The sequence below is a fragment of the Flavobacterium xizangense genome, assembly GCF_054075145.1.
This window is the reverse complement of record NZ_JBSIPG010000008.1, coordinates 57,987-79,471: the sequence shown is the minus strand read 5'-3', so window position 1 is coordinate 79,471 and position 21,485 is coordinate 57,987. Positions and strand designations below refer to the sequence as shown.

The following is a 21,485-nucleotide window of genomic DNA, read 5'->3' as shown; positions in this document are numbered from 1 at the left end:
TAAAACAATTAAATTATTTAACCGTAATAGGCAATTCAACCGTAGTTTTATCCCATCCAATAACTAAATTAGCTACATTACCCTGAGTTGTAAAAGCAATAGATAAAGCTTCAATAACATCAGATACTGGTTTAACAGGAACTGAAACTCTTACAACATCTTTGCTTTCATCATAAGCATATCCGCCCCATAAATCCAATTCTTTATTGATGATGATGGTCCATTTGTCTTTTTCTGGAATAGCAAATAAGCTGTAGTATCCAGCAGGGATTTTTTTACCACCGATTGTTACATCTTTGTAGAATTTGATTTCTGTATTTTCGTTAGCACCAACTCTCCAAACTTCACCAAACTTCACAATATCACCAAAAATAGTTCTTCCTTTTACAGAAGGTCTTGAGTAAAGAACTTTGACAACTGGGTTTGGAGTATCTGTTTTTTTGAATTTAACAGATCTGTTTGGGAAATAAGAAATATCAACCGGACTTGCATCAAGCGGAGCAAATTTTACCACATCTTGTGCCTGAACTGTAAAAGCAGCAAACAATGTAACTGCCAGTAAATAAATTTTTTTCATAGGATTACAATTTTTAGAATAACTACAAAGTAAGTTAATAATGAAGAAAAATCATATAATTACGGTTTGTTTTTTGTTAATGAATTGATAATGGTTTATTTGCCCAAAGAATAATTTAATTGCTCTTTTTTCTTCTGTGTGTACCAATCTTGCATAATGTAAAAAGCTTTCTTCTTTTCGCCTTCATTTGAGATTAAGCCTTTACGGTTGTATCCGTCCTGAATACCTGGCAATAATCTTTTTGGGGATCTGAAATCGACTAAAATCCAAGGGCTTGTACCACTTAAATGCGGAATTTTTTCGATCATTTTCAAATTCTGAATGTATAGATATTCCTGATATTCCTCCGTCCAACGCTCGTTTTTTTCTCCGTGAAAGCCGGCTTTAGCATCGCCTCCAAATTCAGAAACAACCACAGGTTTGTTATAAGGCGTTTTCCAAAGATTTTTTTCTGCATCTTCAAGTTTGCCACCATACCAGCCTAAATATTGGTTAAAAGCAATAATATCAAGCGATTCACCAATTTTATCATCAATTACTCCAAAACCGTCTACATGACGTGTTAGTAAAGCGGCACTGATTAATCTTGTATTATCTAATGATTTTGTATGCGTTGCTAAATTCTGGATAAAAGTATTTCTGGCGTCAGAAACGGGAGTTTCATTGGCCATCGACCAAATAATAATACTCGCTCTGTTTTTATCTCTGGTAATTGCTGCCGTCAATTGATCTTGGGCATTTTGGTAGGTATTTTTATTAGCAAAATCCACAGTCCAGTAAACCGGAATTTCCTCCCAAACCATTAATCCCAATTTGTCAGCTTCGCGAATAATGTTTTCGTTATGTGGATAATGTGCCAAACGAACATAATTACACCCTAATTCTTTTGCCCAATTCAATAAACGTAAAGCATCTTCTTGCGAATTGGCACGTCCGCCTTTTGCGTTTTCTTCATGAATTGAAATTCCTCTTAAAAAGATTTGTTTTCCGTTTAACAGAATTTTGTCTTCCTGAGTTGCAATAGTTCTGAAACCAATTTTATCGTTTAATTTTTGTCCGTTAAAATCAATCGTTACATCATATAATTTCGGATTTTCAGGCGACCAATAGGTGATTTTTTTAGCAGGAATTTCAAAATTTAAAATTCCGTCAGCAGCAACTTTTCCTTTATAATTGATTTTTAATTCAGGAATTGAAATAGCAACCGCATTTTTTGCATTATCTAAATTATTGATTTTGATGAAACCCGAAATACTATTTGCATTACCTTTCTTAAGTTGAATATTATAATCTTCTATAAATGAAGCTTCTTCTTCAATTAAAGTCACGTCGCGCGTAATTCCACCATAATTCCACCAATCTGTGTTTACGGTCGGAACATCTTCTTTATGGCGTGTATTATCAACCTTTATGACTAAATAATTGCCATTTGGTTTTACGATCGAAGTGACTTCATAATTAAACGGAGTAAATCCGCCTTCATGTGTTCCTAGTTTTTTTCCGTTCAAATAAACATCAGCTTTATAATTTATAGCTCCTATATATAAAAACAGACGTTTTTTGTCTTTTAAATTATAATCAAAAGATTTTTTGAACCATACATTTCCTTCATAATATTTTAATTCAGGAACTTGCGAATTCCAATCGCCCGGAATAGTAATTGTCGCCGATTTATCAAAATCATATTCTACCAATTCTTGTTTGTTGACAGCATGGTAATTACTATAAAACGCCGATTTTGGTGCTTTTTCCTGTTTGTCATATTGATCTAAATGGAAACTGTAAAATCCGGTTTGGTAAGGGTCAATAATGTAATTCCAAACTCCATTTAAAGAGGTTGTATTTCGGTTTGGAACATTTGAAATCAAGCCTTGAGCAAAACTGAATAAGGTTGAGGTTAGGAACAAAACTGTAATTAGCTTTTTCATTTTTATTAATTTATTTTTTATTGTAAAAAACGCAGGGATTCATGCAAGATTCGCAAAGCTTATAATTGACTTTGCGAACCTGGCGAATTTGTATTTGCGTACTTTATGGTTAAATTTAATTCACGGGAATCTTCAAATACTCTCCCTTAAAACTTTGGTTGAGTGCCGTCATTTCGATTGGGTTGTTCGAACCATCAGGGATTACTTCAATTGAAGCTTTTCCGTTTGCCATTTTGATAGATTCGCTTCCCGTTGGTGTTCCCTGATTTTTCAAAGTTTTCCCACCTTTCAGACATTGGAAATAAACACTCGCTTCGTAGTCCAGACAGCGTAAATTATTGTTGTCAATCGCAATTGCAGTTACAAGATAATTCCCGTTTTTTAGTTTTTCTGAAGACAATTGGAGTGAAGTTGCCGCTTCATTTTTCTTAAAACGATAATTCACTTTTAAAGTATCAGAAACTGTTATTCCTTCTTTATTTTTTCCAATGGCAATCAGAATGTTTTCTCCTTTTTTGAAATTTACATCCCAAGTAAGTCCATTTGCAGGATAAAGTGCATGATTGCGTTGTTTTTCGCCCAATGATTTTCCGTCGTGATATAAAGTTACTTTCTCACAGTTACTGAAAACATTGATTGTTCTTGGGGTATTTTCAGGACCTTGACGTTCTGTCCAAGTATGCGATTCAATGTAAGTAAAAGGCTTTTTGGCCCAATAGCTTTTAAAAACATAATAAGCATCTTTAGGATTTCCGTTTCGATCGGTAAGCCCTTTTTGATTCATATACGGAATATCATCTTCTGGACGTAATGGCGTTGCAAAATCCTTGAATGCCCATTGAATATTTCCCACAAAATTTGGATCATTCTCGGATATATGCAAATGCCAGTCAAACAAATCAACAATGTAATTTTCGCTCCAATCACCAATTTGTGCAATATTGGCAATTTTAGTTTGTACAATAGCTTCTTCCCAGCCTTCGGCTTTAATTACATTTTCGCCATTAACAGGGTTTTCACTATGACGGCCAACATGGCTGTCTCCGCCATATTCGGCATGAATAAAATGTTTGTATTCTTTTTTGTAAACGTCAATCGCTTTTTGATAGCTTTTGTAACTTCCTGAATACCAGCCTGACCAGATAGAAGGGGAGAAGACATCAACAATATGTGAGCCTTCATAATATTTTCTGATTGCCGTTTTTCTTGTTGGATCAAGTTTATGTGCAATATCATTTAATTCGGCTAAAAAAGCATTTGTTTTTTCCGGGTTATCGCCGTCAGGAAAATCTGGAAGCCAGTTCATTTCGTTTCCTAAAGACCAAATTATAATACTCGGATGATTGTAATTTTGATTGATAATTTCAGCCAGTATATTTTTGGCATTGGTTTTCCAAACCTCATTTCCAATTCCGCCACGGCACCAAGGCAATTCGTCCCAAACCAATAAACCTAATTCATCGCAAGCTTTATAAACTTCCGGATCTTGAGGATAATGTGCTAAACGAACGAAATTTGCACCCATTTCTTTAATCGATTCCATATCAGCACGATGTTGAGCATTTGTCATGGCGGCACCAACTCCAGCTTGTTCTTCATGACGATGCGTTCCTCGAAGAAGCAAACGTTTTCCGTTAAGAAAAAATGGTCCATGATCTTTAAATTCAAACCATCTAAAACCGACTTTTTCTGCAATGCTGTCTTTTACTTGATTTTTTTCAAATAAAGATGCTGTTAGCTTATACAAATTTGGATTATCGGTATCCCAAAGTTCTGGGTTTTTGATGTTTTCGAAAGTTATAGTTGATGTTTTGTCTGAAACTGAAACGGTTTTGCTAGCAACTTTTTTTCCTTTCGGAGTTTTTAAAGTAACCGTCAATGATAAATCTTTTGAATGATCTGGGTTTACAATTGAGGATACAATTTGTATAGAAGCTTTTTTAGCCGAAACTTCAGGAGTTGTAATTTTTAAATTTTCAATATGGTTTTTGTATTTCGAAACCAACCAAACATCGCGTGTAATTCCGCCATAAATATAGAAATCACTTTTTTGAGATGGAATAATTTCGATATCATAACTATTATCAACACGAACAAAAATATCATTATTTCCTTCTTTAATAAGATTCGTAATATCAATTGAAAATCCAATGTAACCGCCAATATGAGATCCGGCTTCCTGACCGTTTACATAGACTTTTGTAGTAATATTTGAACCTTCAAAATACAGGGAATAACGCTGATTTTTATCAATCTGCGGAATATTTAATTTTTTTTGATACCAGCTGGCGTCACGTCTGTAGCCCGGATATAAGTCGGTTGCATCTTCAGCGTTCCAGGTATGAGGCAAATTTAAGGAAACCCAGTTTTGATTTTTCTGAGCTTCATTCAAGTTTGAAGTATGGTTTTCTAAATAAAGCCAATTGTCATTAATATTCATCTTTGTCTGAGCAAAACTGCTGCTCAGACAAATCTGAAAAAAAACAAAAAGCGCAAAATTTGAAAATGTATTGTTATAGTATTTTTTCATAAATTAAAAAGGTTCAGAGGTTCAAAGGCTCAGAGGTTCAAAGGCAAAGGATGAAAACCTCTGTCACTTTGTACCTTTGTCGCTTTGTACCTTAGATTATTACTTTTTTCTGAGCAGTGCTTCTAGAAAATAATAATCGGCATAAATTATAGGTTCGTCAATTTCATCGTGTTTTGGCCAGTTTCCTGTGCTGTGACCGAGTAGGAAAGGAGCATTGATATTGGCATTTAAAATATATTTATCAGATTGTACCGAAGTCATTAGTTTATCGGCGAAAGCCAAATAACTTTCATTTTTGGTGTAACCGTACAATTCATATAATCCTGATGCCATGACCATTGCCGCAGAAACATCTCTTGCTGCGTTTGGAATGCCAGGATCTTTAAAATCCCAATACGGAATTCCGTCTTCTGGCAGGTTTTTATTCGTCATAAAAAACTTTGCAGTTGCTTCGGCTTGCTTTAAATAGGCAGGATCTTTTGTATATCGGTATGACATTGTGAATCCATAAACTGCCCAGCCTTGACCGCGAGCCCAAACTGAATCATCATTATAACCCTGAAGTGTAGTTTTCTTTCTGACATTGCCCGTTTTCGGATCATAATCTATTACATGATAACAGCTGTTATCTTCTCTAAATTGATTTTTTAAAGTTGTGTTGGCATGCTGAATCGCAACTTCACGATATTTTGGATTTCCAGATAACTTAGAAGCTTCGAAAAGCAATTCCAAATTCATCATATTGTCAATGATTACAGGAAAATCCCAGATTTCTTTGTTAAAATCCCACGAACGAATCGAACCTACTTTTGGATCAAATCTTGTGCATAAAGTTTCAGCGCCTTTAATAATTACATCTGCGTATTCTTTTTTGTTTTCTACTTTCAGCGCTTCTCCAAAACTGCAATACACTTTAAAACCTACGTCGTGCGAATTACGGTTGACACTTTCTTTTTTGCTGAAAGCGGTCCATTTTTGAGCTTGTTCTTTGTATTTAGAATCGCCGGTTAGTCGGTATAACTGCCAAAGATTTCCGGCAAAAAAACCGCTTGTCCAGTCCCTTGATGGTACTTTGTGTATTTCATTAGTTTTGACATTCATGCTGCGAGGCATCGACAGAGAATCGACTGGATAATCGAGCAACATTTTATAACGTGTATCCAACAGTGTTTTTGTCGTTGGAGAGACAATTGTTTTTTGAGACTTAATTCCGGATTTGCATGCCGTTGTAAGCGATGCAAACCCTAGAATTAAAGAAATGAAACTAACTTTATTCATATTTACTAATTAATCTTTTTTAAAAAACCATAATTACTTGGTTTTAAATTTGGGTTTGGGATCATTTCTATTTTTTTATTAAATGTAATTAAACTATATAAGTTCTTGCGTGTCTATGTGTCAAAAACACACATATCAAAAACACATCATGTATAAGATTTTGTTTTTTGGTTGGTGACTATTCATTGTTTTGGTTTTAAGGTTAAGGTTAGATAAAATAGAAAAGCAAAAGACTCATTCCGATTATGATGACGACAAATAAAATTTGAAGAAATAAATAGTTCGGTATTTTGATTTTCATATGGCAAATGTAGATGCCGAAAACGATATAGAAATACAAAAAAGGGTATCTAAAAATACAGATACCCTTTTTTAAGTCCTTAAAACAGTGGGATTGCTAAATTACAACAGTAGTTTTGTAAAATTTGTCAGCATATTGTGATGGCGTTTCACCGTACTTTTTCTGGAAGCATTTGCTGAAATATTTCGGATTATTGAAGCCCACTTTATAGCTGATTTCAGAAACAGTTAACTTGTCTTGTTCCAATAATTGAGCGGCACGTTTTAATCGAATTTCATGAATAAATTCGTTTGGTGTGCAATTTGTCCAAGCCTTAATTTTTAAAAACAACATGGTTCGGCTGACACCTAATTCGGTACAGAAAAACGGAACATCAAATTGTTCATTCGAAATATTCTCTTCAACAATTTTAAATGCTTTTTTCAACAGTTCTTCATCTATTGAAGAAACGGTAATTTCTGACGGAATAAAATTGTCTTCACTTGAAAATTTGATTTTTAAACGCTCAGTTGTATTCAAAAGATTTTTGACACGAAGTTTAAATTCCATTAAATTGAAAGGTTTGCTGATGTAATCATCGGCACCACTTTCAAGTCCTTCGAATTTATAAACCAATGAAGATCTCGAAGTCAGTAAAATAACCGGAATATGACTGGTTTTAATGTTTTCTTTTATTTTAGCGCACAATTCAGTTCCAACCATTTCAGGCATAATAACGTCGCTGATAATCAAATTCGGAACAAATTTTAACGCTTTGTCCAAAGCTATTCTACCATTTTCGGCTTCAATAATATTGTAATCTTTTTTGAGTAAGTTTTTCATAAACTTTCTCAAAACTTTGTGATCTTCAACGATTAAAATGGTTTGTTTTTCTTCGTTTACAATTAAATCTTCGATGTCCTCATTTTCTATTGCTTCAGAAGGTTCAAGTTGTGCGTTGTATTGTTCAATATCATCACTGATTTTGAAATCAGAAATAATTTCGCTGTCCAAAAGATGTTCGCGTCCAAGCGGTAAGGTCACTTTGAAAACAACACCGCCAGTTGGTTTGTTCGTAACATCAATTTTTCCTTTGTGAAGCTCAACAATATTTTTTACAATCGAAAGCCCGATTCCGGTTCCCTTATTATAGTTTTTCTGAACTTGGTTATGTGTCGGAACTTCAAAAAACAAATCAAAAATCTTATCGATATGTTCCTCAGAAATTCCAACTCCTGAGTCTTCAACGGCTATAAAAAGATGCTGCTGATCTTGATTGATTTTAATGTTTATAGAACCGCCTTTTGGAGTATATCTAAAAGCATTCGAAATCAAATTATAGAAAACACGTTCGAGTTTATATCGGTCAAAATACACCAACATTTCTTCGTTTTCAGCTTCAAATGTATAATCGTAACCTCCATCTTTGGCATATTCTATAAAAGATAAAAAGATTTCTTTGGTAAATTTCACAATATTTCCGTTTGCTGATTCCAAAGCAACCTGATGATTTTCCAATTTTCTGAAATCCATTAAACGATTGATTAAACCTAAAAGATGATTAGCGCTTCCTTCTATAACCAAAAGCTTTTTGTACATTTCATTGGTTCCGTTATAATCGGCTAATATTTGTTGCAACGGACCTAAAATCAACGTTAAAGGCGTTCTGAATTCATGTGAAATATTGGTAAAGAAATCCAGTTTTAATTTGTTGTTTTCTTCAATTCGCTGTGTTTCCAGATATTCCAGTTCGAGTTTTTGTTTCAATCTGGCTTTTGATTTCATAATCCAAATCAGACCGTACAATCCTAGACCAATTATAATTCCATATAATAAAAATGCCCAAATACTGCGCCAAGGAGCCGGATTTACAATAACGGTCAATGTTGTTGGATTTTTGTTCCAAACGCCGTCGTTATTGGCACCGCGTACTTCAAATGTATACGTTCCCGGATTTTGAATAGCAAAGTTGGCTTCGCTGTTTTTGGTTATGGTCCAGTTGTTTTCCAATCCGGTTAAACGATAGCTGTATTGATTCTTTTTTGATCGAATGTAATTCGGAATCGCAAAACTGATCGAGAAATTAGCTTTATCATAATCCAACGTGATGGTTTTGGTATATCCAATACTTTTTTCTAAAATGCCTAACGAATCATTTGGGTTTGTTGTTTTATTCTTGATTTTCAAATCAGTAATTAAAACCTGAGGGGCATATAAATTTTTAGAAATTTTTTGGGAGTCAAAATAAGTTGCTCCGGAAGGACTTCCAAAATAAAATGTATTGTTATCAAGTTTTAAAGCTGCATTATCATTAAACTCATTATTGGCGATACCGTCTTTTTGATCATAGCTAACAACTGTTTTTCGGGTAGTGCTGTATTTTAAAATACCCTGATTACTGCTAATCCAAAGGTTTTTATCGTCATCTTCCAAAATAGAATGGATGGACGTAACAACCATATTTCCAATTTTCAGGTTGATTCTATTGAATTTCTTTCCATCGAAATAATGCAATCCTTTTGCTTTTGTTCCTACCCAGATTTTATTCTGAGAATCCTGAAACAATGTTAGAATATCATCCCCAGATAAAGAAACATCATCATAAAAATAATGCTTTACAACATATTTATTGGATTGGAAATTTTGAAGTCCAATAAGATTCAGTCCACTCAGAGTTCCCACCCAAAGCCTTTTTTGCTTGTCAACAAAGACTGTTCGCACATAATTATTCGTTAGATAATTTGCCTTTGTAGTATCATTTCTAATAAATTGAAAATCTTTAGAAATGGTATTATAGCGAACTAATCCTTTACTAAAAGTACCCATCCACAATACACCATTTCCTTCTGTTTTGATGGAATAAACACCGACATCTTTTAGCGAATCCTTTAATTGAGACGAAATTCTGTCGCTTTCAATTCTTTTAGTCAGGGTATTATAAGCTGAAATTCCTTTGCTAAAAGTTCCCATCCACAAAATATTATTCTCTGCAACGCACATTGATTTAATATCATTTATTGGCGTTTGTCCCATTTTGTTGTTCAGGTAACTCGTAGTTTCTGTATTTTTATTGTAAACGGTAATGCCGCCACCTTCGGTTCCAAAATAAATATTCTGATTTTTGTCCGCAACAATTGAACTTACCACATCATAACTCATTGGAATCTTTTTCGAATTCTGATCGTAATTGAAAAAATTTACGCTCGAAATATCCCACATATTTACGCCTTTGTAATAACAACCAATCCAAACAGAACCTTTTTTATCAATGAAAATTGATTTTACTTTTTCGATTCCACTGTTATGATTACTATTACTGTAACTATTGTTATTGTTTATCTTTTGAATGCTTTTATCTTCTCCTAAAATATAAATTCCGTCATAAGCGCCAATCCAGATCGAGCCTTTGCGGTCAATAGCCAAAGCACGAATTTCATTGTTGATTTCTTTGCGTTTTTCCTCAGGTAAAAAGGAAACAAAGCTGTTTGTTGATGTGTCAAATTTTAAAAGTCCTTTGTTTTTTGTTCCAACCCAGATATTATTGAAGCGATCTTCCGCAATTGCCGAGACATTTAACATATCAATATTATTTAACGGATAATTTTTAAAAGAAAATTTTCCGTTTTTTCTACCTGTAAATAAACACAATCCTTTTGTCGTTCCAATCCAGACCTTGCCTTTTTTGGTTTTAAAAATACTCAGAATATTATTGCTTGGAATTGATGCAATATCAGTAGCAGAATGAACAGCAGAGGAAAATTGCCCAGTTTTTTTGTTGTAAACAGATAATCCTTTTGAAGTTCCAAACCACATTTCATCACCGATTTTCTTGATACACCAAATAGTATTACTATTTATGGTATGATTGGTTTTGTCGTTTAAGTATCGCTTGAAAGTATTACTAACAGGGTCATAACAGTTCAGACCATTATAAGTTCCAATCCATAGTTTTCCGGAATTATCTTCTTCAATAGCTAAAATGTCATTACTGATAGACGTTTTGTTGGCAACATCATTCCTAAAAATAGTGAATCGGCTGCCGTCATATTTATTGAGGCCATCGCGCGTACCAAACCACATTTGCCCAAACTTATCCTGATGTATGGCAATAACAGAATTCTGCGAAAGGCCGTCAGTGGTTGAAAAATTTTTAAGTCGGTATTTATTCTGGGAAAATAAATTTCCTGAAATAAAAAGTAAAACTAGAAAGACGCTCGTGTATTTCATAGCATTTATTTTTTTGGTTAGAGTTATATTCAAGGTCGAAAGGGTCAAAGTTGCAAAGGGACAAAGATTTCAACAGAGAAAAACCTCTGAACCTTTGTTGCTTTGGGCCTTTGTCCCTATTTCATGCGTTTACTTAATTGATAATCGTATAATGATGGAATTTTTTCAATTGGCTTATTTAAAAATTCTATATAGGGATCTACGTCATATTTGATTTCAAATTTTGTATTTCCGTTTACGCCAATAATCCTTGCGAAGGCGCCGTCTTTCATTCCGTATAGTAAAACCGGTTTTGATTGATCTGGATTCTCAACCTGAACATTCAGATTCCAAAACGTACTGTAAGGCCCGTGCGAAGGTTTCCAATATTCTGCTCCGCCACCACCAAATAGGGCATAACTATTATTTTTATCTGCTTTGAAGTGAACCGTAATATTGTCAAATAAATTTTGATGATTGGCTCCCGAATGCTGATCTAAAACCGGATCTTTAAAAATTTCACAATTTTGATACACGTTTTTAGTCGCAAACGTGTTGAAGCTTAAGGGATGAACGGCCGAATTATAAATTTTAAGATTCTTAACCAAAATATTATGGACACCGCCCAAAGTCACTGTGTAGTGTGCTAAATGCGTTCCATCTGTAGTAATATCCTGAATCGTGGTATTAGCAACTTCTTCGGCTAAAATACCGCTGTCTGCATTGGTTATTTTGACATCTTTAACCCAACTATTGAAAAGACGAGTTAGGAAAATTCCATTATTTCCCGGTTCAACATGATGTGCGACTCTCGGGATATCCGGAAAAGTAAGACGAAGATGCTCGATGCCAACTTCATTTAAATGTTTCCATTCGACTAATTGTGCCTGATAGCTTGGTTTAATCGAAATAGTCAAAGGCGTTTTTAAAGTGATTTTTGAACCAGAAATTTTAGTGATTTCAACCTGTTGTCTCACAAGAGGAAGTTTTGGAAAATTCCAATGATGTGAACCTGGTTTTACTTTGGCTCCTTGGTACAAATCTTTAATGATTTCGCCGTTTTCGCCGTCTTTATTAAACAACTGCAATTCGACAACATCACCAACTTTCAAACCTTTTATATCAGAAACTGTAATGATATGTTCGCCCATTTTTCCTGAATTAACTTTCGCCAACGGATTAGATTCAGGCTCATATTTATCCAAATACGATTTTACGCGCTCGCCCGGAACCTGCGTCCAGATAAAACCCCCAGACCATGCATATTGCGAAAAAGGCAAATCAATATTGTTTTCTGGTTCACGCTGTCTTTTGTCTAAAGTCGTAAGATATTCACGGAGTTCAGCCAAAGCATCAGAATCTTTAAGATACATCATCGGCCTTGGAAAGTATATTTCGGTTCCGTTTTCAGCAGAACCAGCACCGCGAAGCACAAAATTGTTTCTTTCAATGTATAAAATTTCGCTAAGAATAATTCTTCCTTCAGGCAATTGAAGAATTACATTTCCTTCAACTGCATTAGCGGCTTTGAAAGCTTTCAAAAGTGCTTTTGAATCATCTAATTCATCATTAGCTTTTACTCCAAAATCAACGGCATTAATTACTTTTCCATTAGCTTCAGGAATTTGGCTTTCGCCGAAATGATAGCCAGCGTAACTAAAATCCGGAAGATAATTGGTTTTTGGAGAAGTAATAATGGTAGGTAATTCCTGCGCCAGTAAAGTATTCATCAAAAGGCAGCAGGATACAAGAATGGTTTGGCGAATCATGGTTTTGTGGTTTTGTGGTTAGTTAGTTTTTTTCACCGCAAAGTCCCAAGGAACGCAAAGTTTAAATTTCTTGCATACTTTGCGACTTTGCGGTGAAATTTTAAACGGATCGCTTAATCCCCAATTCAAGTCCGCGTAACTCTGCCAAGCCTCTCAAACGGCCAATTGCCGAATACCCAGGGTTTGTTTTTTTCTTCAAATCATCCAACATTTGGTGCCCGTGATCCGGACGCATTGGCAATTTGCTGTTATTTCTTTTTTCAACTTCGAGAATCGCTTTTACAACTTCGTACATATCAACATCGCCTTCCAAATGATTTGCTTCGTAGAAACTTCCTTCTTCGTCACGTTGCGTGCTTCTTAAGTGAATAAAATTCATTTTATCGCCATGACGTCTTACGATTCCAGGCAAATCATTATCAGCGCGAACACCGTATGAACCTGTACACATCGTAAATCCGTTTGATTTTGAAGGAGCCGCATTCATTAATTCAATCAAATCTTCTTCAGTACTAACAACTCTCGGCAAACCTAAAATCGGGTAGGGAGGATCATCGGGATGAATCGCCATTAAAACGCCTTTACTTTCAGCAACCGGAATAATTTCTTTTAAGAAATGAAAAAGATTATTCTTTAAAGCTTGTCTGTCAATATGATTGTAAGCGCTCAAAGTCACTAAGAAATCTTCAACAGTATACGCTTCTTCAGCTCCCGGAAGTCCTGCCAAAATGTTTTGTTGCAATTTGACTTTATCTTCTGTAGTCATGGCTTCAAAATAGTTTTTTGCTTTTTGAATTTGTTCTGAGGAATATTCGTTTTCTGCTCCTGGTCTTTTCAAAATGTACAATTCAAAAGCAGCAAAAGCATTAATGTCAAAACGAAGTGCTTTAGAACCATCTTCAACAGTAAATGATAAATCGGTTCGTGACCAATCTAAAACTGGCATGAAATTATAGCAGACACATTTGATGCCACATAAAGCCAAATTTCGAATGCTTTCTTTATAATTTTCAATATATTCCTGATATTTTCCAGTTTGTTTTTTGATGTCTTCATGAACCGGAATACTTTCTACAACCGACCACGTCAAACCAGAAGCACCTTTTTTAGGATCGCCGTCTTCGTGTTCGATTTCAACTTTTCGTTTTATAATTTCTTCAATGCTCCAAACTTGTCCGTTTGGAATATGGTGCAATGCAGTTACAATTCCGGTTGCTCCGGTTTGTTTTATATCTTGTAAAGAAACAGGGTCATTTGGTCCGAACCAGCGTAATGTTTGTTCCATTTTCTTGTTTTAAAAAATTAAATACTCGTAGCGGCAAAACCACCGTCTACTTTTAATACTGTTCCTGTTACGAATTTTGACATATCGCTGCACAAGTATAAAAGTGCGCCGTCAATATCTTCAGGTTTTCCAAATCTTCCCATTGGAGTTTGTCCGATGATTTTTTCACCTCTAGGTGTTAAATTTCCTTCTGGAGTAAGCAACAAAGCGCGATTTTGTTCACCAATGAAAAACCCTGGTGAAATAGCATTTACGCGAATTCCCTCGCCATATTTTGAAGCTAATTCAACTGCCATCCACTGTGTGAAATTATCAATGGCCGCTTTTGAAGCCGAATAACCTACAACTCTTGTAAGAGGTCTTTGTGCCGATGCTGACGAAATATTGATGATGTTCCCTGATTTCTGTTTAGCAAAAAGTGCTGAAAAAACCTGTGAAGGCAACATTGTCCCGATGATATTCAAATCAATAACCTGTTGTAGATCTTCGGTTTTCATGTCATAAACCGCTTGATCAGGCTGAATTGTTGCGCCTGGCATATTTCCGCCTGCAGCATTGATCAAAATATCCAGACGACCGTATTTTTCAACAATATAATCTCTTACCTTTTCTACTTCTTCTTTATTCAAAACATTGGCTTGAACAGCAAAAGCTTGTCCGCCATTTTCTTTGATGTTTTTTACGGTTTTTTCCGCTTTTTCAAGCGATTGAGAAACAATCCCAACAATTACGCCCTGCTTAGCCAGAACATTTGCGAAGTTGCTTCCTAATACTCCGGCACCACCAGTTATAAGTGCAATTTTTCCCTTTAAATTAAATATTGAATCCATATAAATTATGATTGTTTTCTTAAAGCCTGAATGGTGTCCAGCACTTTTTTAGTTTCATTTTCAATTGTTGCATAATCGCTTTCTTCCATGCGTTTTTTGGTAATCAGCTTGCTTCCTAATCCTACTGCTGATACACCTGCCGAAAACCAACTTTGTATGCTAGCAGATGTGGTGTCAACACCTCCGGTTACCATAAAGGTCAAAGAAGGAAAAACATCTTTGATGGCACTCATAAAATCTGGTCCAAGTATGTTTCCTGGAAAAAGTTTAATGAATGTAATGCCTGTGTTTTCTGCTGCAATAATTTCTGTTGGTGTCATGCACCCAGGAGCGTAAAATGAGTTTTTGCTTTTTAAAAAATCAGCGACTTCTGGAACAAAACCGGGACTAATAAAAAAATCAGCACCAGCTTCGTGAAAATCTTTGGCTTGTGATTTATTTTTTATTGTTCCAATTCCTAAAAGCATTTCCGGCATTTCGGCATTTCTAACTTGTACCATTTTTTTGAAATTCACTAAAGCTTCGGCACCGCGGTTGGTATATTCTACCGCTCTTATGCCCGCACTATACAAAGCACGAAGAACCTCAATACTGATTGTTTCATCGGTATTGAAATATAGCGGAAGCATACCTTGTTTTGCTATAGTTTCTATTAAATTTTGAATAGAGCTCATGCCTAAATTTTTACTTTAAAAACCAATTTTTTCAATAAACCGTCGCCAATCATGGCAGCGTGAACATCCTCTGGAAATAAAATGGTAAACTGTTTTTCCTGTAATTGAAAAAACATGTCGGGTTTGTCATGAAAAAAACGTACGTCTTTTTCATCGCTATAATCCCCATTTGGACTTACACATTTTTCTCTTGGTTTCCATGCATAAGTTTCCGGACCTTTTACTACAATTTGTATGTCAATGTTTTTGTCGTGACATTCAAAACCTTTGATGCTCTCTTCTTTGGTTGTTCCTTCGCCGGCAATTATGATTACTTTTAATCCTTCAGTAATTTCTAAAACGCCTTCTTCCAATTTGCTGATGTCATTTTGATCTACAAAATCAAAAGCTTTTTTAAAGTTGGGATGCAAGCCGTAATATTTTGCTGCGTTATGTAATGAATCTACTATCATTTTATTTGGTTTTATATTTTGTTTTGAATAATTCTTCTTTGTCAGAAACACAAAAACAAAGGTTTCATTTTTCAGTTAAATTAAAAATTAGTGCCTTTAATTATTTGCTATAAAAATATTTCTATTTTTAATTTAAATGATTGTGCTTAAAACACTGGCTTCTAGTTGTTTGTTGTGTATTTTATTGTTTCGTGTCAGGTTTTGTTTTTTTTATTATTTAACTGCCTGAAAAGGATTGTTTTATCTTTTTACTTTATTAAAATCTTTTATTTAATTGATTTAATTAAAAATATTGAATATTAATTAAATACAGTTATATATTGTTAAAATAACTTTTAACTTTTTAAACAATTAAATTCAAAAAATAAACACAAATTGTTATTGTCCTTTTTATCATTTGTGTATTTTTGCGTGTACGCACACGGTGTTTTGCAAATGTATATAAAAAGTGATCTAAAACAACTTATATTTGATAAAAAAAATAATAATTTTATACAGCTAATCCATTCTTTTAACCTAAATATCAGAAATATCATAACAATTAAAAAAATAGCAGAACTTGCTAATGTATCGCCAGGAACGGTTGACAGGATTATTCATAATCGTGGGCAGGTTGCACAGGAAAATGTAGATCGAGTTAATGCCATTATTGAAGAATATGGCTATAAGCGCAATATTTTAGCGAGCAATCTAGCATTGAACAAGAAGTTTCATTTTGCTGTTTTTTTGCCCAAATATGAAAATCTGGAATATTGGAAAAGCCAAATTACAGGTGTAGAAAAAGCGGCAGAAGAGTTTGGGAAATTTGGCGTTGTGCTGGATTATTTTTTCTATGATTTTAACAAGGAATCTTTTCAAAAGCAAATTCAAAATGTAATTGATTTTGACTGCGACGGATTACTTTTTGCTCCCATTTTTTATGAAGATTCTGTTCGGTTTTTGAATGAATATCAAAAAAAACAGATTCCGATTGTTATGATCGATTCGAATATTTCTGAAGAAAACGAACATGCTTATGTCGGTCAGAATGCTTTTCAAAGCGGTTATCTTGCCGGAAGACTGATTAGTTTTGCGGTAAAAAACGAAAGAAAGGTTTTGGTTTTTAAAATAACAAGAGAAATTGAAAGCACATCGGTTTATCTTCAGCGAATCGATGGATTTTATTCTTATTTTAAAGATCATGATGAATTAACGAATTTTACGTTTTCTGAAATTACGGTTAAAGATTCAGGAACAGATCAATTGTGTATGGAAATGTTTAAAGACATTCACAGTGTTTTTGTGCCCAATTCTAGAGCTTATATTGTAGCCCGATTTTTAGAAAAGAATAATATTAAAGGTATCCGAATTATTGGATTCGATTTATTGAAAGATAATATTGAATACCTGAATAAAGGCATAATTGATTTCCTGATTAATCAAAGACCAGAGGAGCAAGGCTATATGGGAATCAATTATTTGTACAAGAAATTAGTCCTTAAGGAAGAAACGGAATCAACAAATTATATTCCGTTGGAAATTATTTTAAAAGAGAATTATTTTCCGAATAAAAACTAATGGTTTTGCCCACAGATTATGCGGATTTTAACAGATTATCACAGGTTATTTTTCACTCAACAATGAATATTAAAATCTGTGTCAACCGGTTAAAATCCGCATAATCCGTGGCCAAATAAAATTACTTCTTCACTTTAACAACAAGTGGATTGTTTATTTTCGCAGCAAAAGAAGTCAAGTAATTTTCCCATTCTTGTTTGTTTTGAAACGGACTTCCTTTTTTCCATCCAAAACCAGTATAATAAATTGCTTTTCCGTTTTTAACAGCGATATTTCCATACAAATTGCTTAATTCTTTTTCGTCTGTAACGTGATTATCAAAGCTTGTGATGGTGTTTTTTGGAGCTACTAATCCCATTCCGATTTCTGAATCGTCGATTGGTTCCCAATAACTCAGCCAGCCATTTTTTAAATCAGTTCCAATAGTTCCTTTTTTATCGTGAAGTGTTATTCCGACAGCAATAGTTGCAGTTCCAGTAACTGATGTTTCGTAACGAGAAAGATAACTTCCGTAATCTAAACTGATTAATTTAGATTCTGTTATTTTGCTTCCTTTTGCGTCCCAGTCGGCGTAAGTCAAAATAAAACTCGTTCTGATAGGTCCCGTTGTAATCGTTTTCCAGCTGACAAAATTCTTCGAAAAATAATATTTTCCGTCTACATTTACGGCAATTCCGCCAATTCCGCGACTGTCGCCAACCTGAAAATTATCTAAACCTTCGCCAGTATCTTTATGATAAGTTCCTTTTCCTGTAGTCATTTTGTCGTACCATTTGTTGATGATTGGATAATCGACTCTTTTTAGCCAAGCGTCTATACCGCTGGTCAAAGCACCTCCAGAAACTTTATTTTCGACCATTTTTTGCGCCACTGGACCATACGCTCTAAAAGCAACTTTATTGTTTTCCCATGCATAATCATCTATTCTTTCGGGTACAAATCTAGAATAACAGCTTGCAACTTGCGATGCATTCGGATTGGTTCCTACTAAAATTTCAAAATCCTGTTTTGAAGAAGCCTTTACTTTTGGCTGAAATAAAAGCACATCCATCGTTCCGTCGCTGTCATTATCAACTGTTTGGGTTTCTAGAAATGAATTGGAACTTTTATCCTTTATAGTGTAATTTTCAAGTTTAGCATCGGTAGGTAATCCAAGTATTTTTTTAGTTAATTCGACTGTTTCAAATTCTCGATCAACTTTAAGCGAATTGGTAATGGTAATGGTTTTGTTTTGAGAATGCATGGCAAAAGTGCTTGCCAAAAGAGTAGTTAGTAAAAGATGCTTTTTCACAATTTGTAATTTAATTTTTCAGGAAATTAGTTTGATAGTATTTTATAAAAGTACAAATTCTAAAACAACTGTAAATACGGAATTGGGGTAATTCTGTACAGAAACCAAGAAATGAGTTTTTCAAAATGAATGTCAAAACTATAGAACCAGATATTTTAATTCAAAAGTATGAAGAATGTTATTTCAAAGTTAATTCAGTAAAATAGTACAAGGTAAAAAGTTTCAGAAATAAACCAATGCACTATATCTCTAACATTGTTTAATGAATTGATTTGCAGTTTTTTTAAATTTCTTTTTCTACTTTTAACAATCCATTTTAATATTGTAAAAGCATGAAAAAGAGATATTTATTAATAATATTGTTTTTAGTTTTTGTGAACCTACAAGGACAAATCATTAAAAATACGGAACAATTAAAAGAAAAACTCATAGCAATAAATAATCAGTTTGAAGATTCTTTTTTGCGTAATGACAGCAGTATTATCATCAAATATTATGATGATAAAGAACCTGTTTGCATGCCCGAATATCACAAAGCTCTATATACTAAAGAGGATATAAAATCCTATTATAAGCAATGGTTTTCTAATTTTAAAATAAACGCTTATAAAAAGGTTATTTATGAAGTGAAACAGATTGATAATTGGGCAATTGAGATTGGAACTTTCAATATTAATTCGGTAAATAAAAAAGGTGAAGCATTAGTTTACGATGGAAAATATTTGAATGTCTGGAAAATTGAAAAAAATGTAAAACTAACTTTAATATCAGAAATCTGGGGCGCAGATAAAGCAATTGACGGTTCTAAATTTTCATTTATAAAAACAAATTCTAATGAAATTCCAAAACCACAAATTGAAAAATCTTTAGAAAACGAAGTCAATAAACGTAACCAACGTATTGCCGAACTTGTAACAAATAGAGAAGGCGAGAAACATGCAGATGAATTTTTTACAAAAGATGCTATTTACCTAACTTACGATTCTCCAATGTTCATTGGAATGGAAAATATCAAGCCTTACTTTGTAGAACACGAGAAACCAAATGGAGTCTCTATTGATTCGATATCCATAAAAGCTAGCAGAATGATTCCGCTTCATAATTTTGTTATCGAATATGGTTATTATTATGTCGATGTTTCGTGGGATAATAAAAAGGGAAGAGCTATTGTGACCGGAAAAAGCACAAATATCTGGAAAAGAGACGAAAACGGAATTTTAATGCTCTATCGCCAAATGGTAAACCATAATTAAATTGTTGATATTCAAAAAGAAACCCGATATTTATGTAAAACAAATTAGATGAAACAGAGCGCAGGAATAGTATTGTATAAATTCGTTGATAAAACTACTTTTTTCTTTTTGGTACATCCAGGCGGTCCGTTTTGGAAAAACAAAGATTTAGAAAGCTGGTCGATTCCAAAAGGTGAATTTACTGAAGATGAAGATCCTCTTGCTGCAGCAATCCGCGAGTTTAAAGAAGAAACTGGTTTTGAAGTTAATGGTGATTTTATAAAACTGGAATATGTAAAACTTAAATCGGGTAAAATTGTTCATGCTTGGGCGGTAGAATTTGACCTTGATGAGACTTTAATAAAAAGTAATAATTTTGAAATGGAATGGCCGCCAAAATCTGGAAAATTAGAAAGTTTCCCCGAAGTTGACAAAGGCGAATGGTTTCAAACTGCCGAAGCTTTAAAGAAAATAAATCCCGTACAAGCTGATTTCATTGTTCAAATGATTTCCAAAATTTCAGCTTCACTTTAAAAAACATTCTCGATTTACAGGATAATTTTCGTAATTTACATTTTCTCATTTGATTGGTTTATCAGACAATTTTAAAAATGTAAATAAAAAGTATGGAAGTTAAATGTATAATTTTCGATTGTGACGGAGTTTTGGTAGATACAGAAAAAATCGGTAACGGAATATTGCTTGAAATGGCATTAGAGCATGGCTTTGAAATGCATATTGAAGATGCCTATCGTAATTTCAACGGACGAAATTTAAAAGACTGTTTTCGCCATATTGAAGAAACAATCGATCAAAAACTTCCCGACTCTTTCGAAGCAGAATACCGCCAAAAAAGCTTTGAAGCATTTAAAACTCAAGTAAAACCAATGGAAGGTGTTATTGAATTTATCGAAAATATCGAAAAATTAAAAATCCCATATTGCGTAGCTTCCAGCGGTCCGGTTGAAAAAATAAAGCTAAATCTTGAAGTGGCAGGTTTATTGGATAAATTCAAAAATAAAATATTTAGTTCCTATCAAATCAATAGTTGGAAACCTGAACCGGGAATATTTTTGCATGCTGCTAAAGAAATGGGTTTTGATGTGAAAGACTGTATTGTTCTGGAAGATAGCAAAGCCGGAGTAAAGGCTGGAATTAGTGGTGGATTTAAAGTGTACGGTTTTGCAAATGGTTTTAATAATGCAGATTTAGAAAAAGAAGGAGCAATTCTTTTTAATAGTTTTGAAGAGTTGAGCGAGATGCTGGAATTTTAGATTTTAGAATTCAGATTTCAGATTTCGTTTCAGGTTAAACAAGTAGAGAACTTTGTCAAAGTTTTAAACTTTGACAAAGTTGACAATGGTCGCCACCGGAATTTGGAATTTAAAACTTGAAATTTTTCCCTTACAATTGTAAAATTGTTTGATTAAAATGTAATTTATTGCATTAAAATAAATTTTTATATATTTGAATTTCGACATTCTCTTTTTTGGTTTGATAATAATGAATAATTGTTATTAATACATTTAAAAACTGAATGTGTTTTGCCTAAAGAAAAATGACTTTTCCCAAAGAGTTATTTTTGAAGTTGTGATT

Annotated in this window: 15 protein-coding genes; 4 read left to right on the top strand and 11 right to left on the bottom strand. The window is 33.9% G+C overall.

Annotation, left to right across the window (positions count from 1 at the left end; all coding sequences use genetic code 11):
• Positions 1 to 13: 13 nt before the first annotated feature.
• The 10 genes from ACWA1B_RS17015 to ACWA1B_RS16970 all read right to left on the bottom strand — a co-directional run bounded on the left by ACWA1B_RS17015 (position 14) and on the right by ACWA1B_RS16970 (position 15,809).
• The gene (locus ACWA1B_RS17015; protein WP_456908929.1) at positions 14 to 577 is read right to left on the bottom strand and encodes a DUF2911 domain-containing protein; all 564 of its coding nucleotides are present in this window, start codon (positions 575 to 577) and stop codon (positions 14 to 16) included.
• A gap of 95 nt (positions 578 to 672) precedes the next feature.
• A complete protein-coding gene (locus ACWA1B_RS17010; protein ID WP_456908927.1) occupies positions 673 to 2,505 on the bottom strand; it encodes a glycoside hydrolase family 2 protein in 1,833 nt (610 codons plus the stop codon).
• Between the two features lie 115 nt (positions 2,506 to 2,620).
• Positions 2,621 to 5,035, bottom strand: coding sequence for a glycoside hydrolase family 2 protein (locus ACWA1B_RS17005; RefSeq protein ID WP_456908925.1), 2,415 nt, complete (start codon positions 5,033 to 5,035; stop codon positions 2,621 to 2,623).
• 99 nt (positions 5,036 to 5,134) lie between these two features.
• A complete protein-coding gene (locus tag ACWA1B_RS17000; protein WP_456908923.1) occupies positions 5,135 to 6,313 on the bottom strand; it encodes a glycoside hydrolase family 88 protein in 1,179 nt (392 codons plus the stop codon).
• Positions 6,314 to 6,710: 397 nt separating this feature from the next.
• Complete coding sequence (locus tag ACWA1B_RS16995) at positions 6,711 to 10,820, bottom strand: two-component regulator propeller domain-containing protein (RefSeq protein ID WP_456908921.1); 4,110 nt, start codon at positions 10,818 to 10,820, stop codon at positions 6,711 to 6,713.
• Positions 10,821 to 10,936: 116 nt separating this feature from the next.
• Positions 10,937 to 12,568 (bottom strand): hypothetical protein, encoded by a 1,632-nt coding sequence (locus ACWA1B_RS16990; protein ID WP_456908919.1) that lies wholly within the window; start codon positions 12,566 to 12,568, stop codon positions 10,937 to 10,939.
• A gap of 100 nt (positions 12,569 to 12,668) precedes the next feature.
• Positions 12,669 to 13,853 carry a mannonate dehydratase gene (gene uxuA / locus ACWA1B_RS16985; RefSeq protein WP_456908917.1) on the bottom strand — a complete coding sequence of 395 codons (1,185 nt, stop codon included), beginning with the start codon at positions 13,851 to 13,853 and terminating at the stop codon, positions 12,669 to 12,671.
• 17 nt (positions 13,854 to 13,870) lie between these two features.
• On the bottom strand, positions 13,871 to 14,683 hold the full coding sequence (locus ACWA1B_RS16980; RefSeq protein WP_456908915.1) for an SDR family oxidoreductase: 813 nt from the start codon (positions 14,681 to 14,683) through the stop codon (positions 13,871 to 13,873).
• A 5-nt stretch (positions 14,684 to 14,688) separates the two neighbouring features.
• On the bottom strand, positions 14,689 to 15,357 hold the full coding sequence (locus tag ACWA1B_RS16975; RefSeq protein ID WP_456908913.1) for a bifunctional 4-hydroxy-2-oxoglutarate aldolase/2-dehydro-3-deoxy-phosphogluconate aldolase: 669 nt from the start codon (positions 15,355 to 15,357) through the stop codon (positions 14,689 to 14,691).
• Between the two features lie 2 nt (positions 15,358 to 15,359).
• Positions 15,360 to 15,809 carry a NanQ anomerase/TabA/YiaL family protein gene (locus ACWA1B_RS16970; RefSeq protein WP_456908911.1) on the bottom strand — a complete coding sequence of 150 codons (450 nt, stop codon included), beginning with the start codon at positions 15,807 to 15,809 and terminating at the stop codon, positions 15,360 to 15,362.
• 435 nt (positions 15,810 to 16,244) lie between these two features.
• Here ACWA1B_RS16970 and ACWA1B_RS16965 point away from each other — a divergent pair, with 435 nt between their 5' ends.
• Positions 16,245 to 17,366, top strand: a complete 1,122-nt coding sequence (locus ACWA1B_RS16965; RefSeq protein ID WP_456908909.1) for a substrate-binding domain-containing protein — start codon at positions 16,245 to 16,247, stop codon at positions 17,364 to 17,366.
• 121 nt (positions 17,367 to 17,487) lie between these two features.
• Here the strand turns inward: ACWA1B_RS16965 and ACWA1B_RS16960 are convergent, their stop codons facing one another.
• Positions 17,488 to 18,657 carry a DUF4861 family protein gene (locus ACWA1B_RS16960; RefSeq protein ID WP_456908907.1) on the bottom strand — a complete coding sequence of 390 codons (1,170 nt, stop codon included), beginning with the start codon at positions 18,655 to 18,657 and terminating at the stop codon, positions 17,488 to 17,490.
• A gap of 332 nt (positions 18,658 to 18,989) precedes the next feature.
• On the opposite strand from ACWA1B_RS16960, the gene ACWA1B_RS16955 reads away from it, so the two are divergent.
• The 3 genes from ACWA1B_RS16955 (at position 18,990) to ACWA1B_RS16945 (ending at position 21,163) form a co-directional block, all read left to right on the top strand.
• Complete coding sequence (locus tag ACWA1B_RS16955; protein ID WP_456908905.1) at positions 18,990 to 19,910, top strand: YybH family protein; 921 nt, start codon at positions 18,990 to 18,992, stop codon at positions 19,908 to 19,910.
• Positions 19,911 to 19,958: 48 nt separating this feature from the next.
• A complete protein-coding gene (locus ACWA1B_RS16950; RefSeq protein WP_456908903.1) occupies positions 19,959 to 20,423 on the top strand; it encodes an NUDIX hydrolase in 465 nt (154 codons plus the stop codon).
• A 92-nt stretch (positions 20,424 to 20,515) separates the two neighbouring features.
• On the top strand, positions 20,516 to 21,163 hold the full coding sequence (locus ACWA1B_RS16945) for an HAD family hydrolase (RefSeq protein ID WP_456908901.1): 648 nt from the start codon (positions 20,516 to 20,518) through the stop codon (positions 21,161 to 21,163).
• The last annotated feature ends 322 nt before the right edge of the window (positions 21,164 to 21,485 follow it).

What these genes read in the sequence shown, in the direction of transcription:
- uxuA (WP_456908917.1), bottom strand. Translation starts at nt 13,853, where the DNA reads ATGGAACAAACATTACGCTGGTTCGGACCAAATGACCCTGTTTCTTTA.
- ACWA1B_RS16975 (WP_456908913.1), bottom strand. Translation starts at nt 15,357, where the DNA reads ATGAGCTCTATTCAAAATTTAATAGAAACTATAGCAAAACAAGGTATG.
- ACWA1B_RS17015 (WP_456908929.1), bottom strand. Translation starts at nt 577, where the DNA reads ATGAAAAAAATTTATTTACTGGCAGTTACATTGTTTGCTGCTTTTACA.
- ACWA1B_RS16950 (WP_456908903.1), top strand. Translation starts at nt 19,959, where the DNA reads ATGAAACAGAGCGCAGGAATAGTATTGTATAAATTCGTTGATAAAACT.
- ACWA1B_RS16955 (WP_456908905.1), top strand. Translation starts at nt 18,990, where the DNA reads ATGAAAAAGAGATATTTATTAATAATATTGTTTTTAGTTTTTGTGAAC.
- ACWA1B_RS16945 (WP_456908901.1), top strand. Translation starts at nt 20,516, where the DNA reads ATGGAAGTTAAATGTATAATTTTCGATTGTGACGGAGTTTTGGTAGAT.
- ACWA1B_RS17005 (WP_456908925.1), bottom strand. Translation starts at nt 5,035, where the DNA reads ATGAAAAAATACTATAACAATACATTTTCAAATTTTGCGCTTTTTGTT.
- ACWA1B_RS16970 (WP_456908911.1), bottom strand. Translation starts at nt 15,809, where the DNA reads ATGATAGTAGATTCATTACATAACGCAGCAAAATATTACGGCTTGCAT.
- ACWA1B_RS16990 (WP_456908919.1), bottom strand. Translation starts at nt 12,568, where the DNA reads ATGATTCGCCAAACCATTCTTGTATCCTGCTGCCTTTTGATGAATACT.
- ACWA1B_RS16995 (WP_456908921.1), bottom strand. Translation starts at nt 10,820, where the DNA reads ATGAAATACACGAGCGTCTTTCTAGTTTTACTTTTTATTTCAGGAAAT.
- ACWA1B_RS17010 (WP_456908927.1), bottom strand. Translation starts at nt 2,505, where the DNA reads ATGAAAAAGCTAATTACAGTTTTGTTCCTAACCTCAACCTTATTCAGT.
- ACWA1B_RS16980 (WP_456908915.1), bottom strand. Translation starts at nt 14,683, where the DNA reads ATGGATTCAATATTTAATTTAAAGGGAAAAATTGCACTTATAACTGGT.
- ACWA1B_RS16965 (WP_456908909.1), top strand. Translation starts at nt 16,245, where the DNA reads ATGTATATAAAAAGTGATCTAAAACAACTTATATTTGATAAAAAAAAT.
- ACWA1B_RS17000 (WP_456908923.1), bottom strand. Translation starts at nt 6,313, where the DNA reads ATGAATAAAGTTAGTTTCATTTCTTTAATTCTAGGGTTTGCATCGCTT.